Below are 2406 nucleotides of genomic sequence, written 5' to 3' on the forward strand. Positions count from 1 at the left end.
CCCCAGTAGCCAGCCCGTAGAACCGCCCCGGCTCCACAGGGCTGTCATGCATCCCCCGCCCCACCGGAATCGCCTGCTCGATCTTCGACCGCAGCCGCGACAGATCGCCGGGAAGATCGTTCGCCGTGAGTGACGTCCTCACCGCGGACATTCCGCAGCCGATGTCGACCCCCACCGCCGCCGGGCACACCGCGCCCCGCATCGCGATGACCGAACCGACCGTCGCACCCTTGCCGTAGTGCACGTCCGGCATGACCGCCAGGCCCTTGATCCACGGCAGAGTCGCGACGTTGCGCAGTTGCTGGAGCGCGCCCTCCTCGACCGTCGACGGGTCGGCCCACATGCGGATCGGGACCTTCGCGCCCGGCATCTCCACGTACGACATATCGTCCTCATTCCCCCGGAAACAAATAAAAGCCATACATCGCAAAACCGGCGCCAAGGTCAACGAAAGGGACAGCGGACCGGCGTCCACGGCTGTGCGTGCGATAGACATTGTCTCCAGGGGGTCCCCCGGTGCGGCAAGCGATTAACCAGCGGGGACACTGGCAGACCCTGGATCGTTCAAGGGGTCGAGGGGCAGAGAAGACACCCGACACCTCCCTACCCGACACATCGTCGAGAGGAGCCCGACCGTGCAGCGGAAGGCGTACGTACCCGGCACCGCCGCGCTCCTCGTGGCGCTGCTGGCCGGCTGCACGAGCGGCTCGGCCGACAGCGGTACGACGGACGACGCGAACCCGGGCGAGGCCGGTACGGCGACGGCGGTGGCCCAGCCGGGCAAGTACCGCACGCTTCCCGAACCCTGCGGGGCGGTCGCCCACAGCACCCTGGACTCCCTGCTTCCCGGCATCCAGCAGATCACCGACGCGGACCAGCGCGAGGCGGCGTACGCGGGCGACGCGACGCTGACGTACGACACGGACCGCAAGGTCGGCTGCCGTTGGAAGGTCGAGTCCACGGACGCGACGGACCATCTCCTGGTCGACTTCGAGCGGGTGGTGTCCTACGACAACGCCGTGAGCGACGACAGCCAGGCGCAGACGATCTTCGCGACGAAGGAGACGGCGGCGGACCTCCCGGCGCCGACGGCGAGCGCCACGGCGTCGGACACCGGGTCGAACTCGGCGTCGGCGTCCGGCTCGGCGTCGGCGTCGGACTCCGCGACGCCCTCCGCCACCTCCTCGTCCTCGTCCTCCGCGTCCGCCTCCAGCTCGACGTCCGCCTCGGCGTCCGCCACCGCCTCCCCCACCGGTCTCGAACCCCGCGCCCTCTCCGGCCTCGGCGACGAGGCGTTCCTCGACGACGCGTTGAGCAGTTCCGGATCGACGGCTCAGCAGCGCACGGTGACTGTGGTGTTTCGCACGTCCAACGTCATTGTGACCATCGAGTACGAGGAGCAGCCGGCGACGGTCGGTGTCGTGCCGGACAGCCAGAAGATGCAGGACAGGGCGCGGAAACTGGCCGCGCAGCTGGCCGACTCGCTCAACGGGTAGGGCCTCGCGGGGTGCCGTTCGCGGGGTCGCGCAAAGCCCGCGAACGGAGACCGCACAGGTGACTCACCGCGTACCGTGGCCCCTCGGACCCGATCCGACGGCAGGAACCACGAGCGTCATGAGTGAAGGAACCATGCATCAACCAGCACAGCGAGAGCACAGTGACCAGCAGCGGGCGAAGCGTCTGAGCCGCCTCCTTGTCTGCGCGGCCGCCGTCCCGGTGATGCTGATCGCGGCCGGCTGCTCCTCGGACTCCGGCTCCGGCGACGGCGCGGGCAAGGACACGACCGGCCCCGGTGCGACGACGTCCGCCGACGCGACCGCCGCTCCGACGGTGCGGGCCGCGGCGTACAAGAAGCTGCCCGAGCCGTGTGCGGTGCTGTCGAAGAAGACGTTGACCGAGCTGGTGCCGAAGGGCGCCAAGTCGGGCAAGGAGGGCACTTCCAGCGACACGGCGTCGCGCGGCAGTTGCTCCTGGACGAGCCTGGACAACAACGGGGTCAAGGGTTCGCAGTTCCGCTGGTTGAACGTGTCGTTGCTGCGGTTCGACTCCTCGCAGACGCAGGGCGAGGGCGACAAGCTGGCGCAGGCGTACTACACGAAGCAGGTGTCGGAGGCGCAGTCCGTCACCGGCGCGAAGAACGCCAAGTCGGAGCCGGTCGCGGGCGCGGGCGACGAGGCCACGGCGGTGCGCTACGACCTGAAGAAGAAGGAAGGCGCCTTCAAGCAGCAGACGGTGGTGGCGCGGGTCGAGAACGTGGTCGTCACGATCGACTACAACGGGGCGGGCCTCGCGGGCGAGAAGGCCCCGAGCGCGGACACGCTGACGAAGGCGGCGGAGAAGGCCGTGAAGGAGGCCGTGGCGGCGGTCACGTCGGCCAACGGCTCGGGCGGGGGCGCGGGTTCGGGC

Annotated in this window: 3 protein-coding genes; 2 read left to right on the forward strand and 1 reads right to left on the reverse strand. The window is 69.7% G+C overall.

The features are described from left to right. On the reverse strand, window positions 1–385 hold a 385-nt coding region (locus tag AC31A1_RS50220), incomplete at its 3' end, for an RtcB family protein (protein WP_489659727.1). A 250-nt stretch (window positions 386–635) separates the two neighbouring features. Here AC31A1_RS50220 and AC31A1_RS50225 point away from each other — a divergent pair. Together AC31A1_RS50225 and AC31A1_RS50230 are read left to right on the forward strand one after the other, a co-directional pair. Further along, on the forward strand, window positions 636–1496 hold the full coding sequence (locus AC31A1_RS50225; RefSeq protein ID WP_489659728.1) for a DUF3558 domain-containing protein: 861 nt from the start codon (window positions 636–638) through the stop codon (window positions 1494–1496). A 118-nt stretch (window positions 1497–1614) separates the two neighbouring features. Further along, window positions 1615–2406, forward strand: a 792-nt coding sequence (locus AC31A1_RS50230) for a DUF3558 domain-containing protein (protein ID WP_489659729.1), incomplete at its 3' end; no start/stop codon positions are given.

This window comes from Streptomyces sp. P5F9, assembly GCF_057961495.1.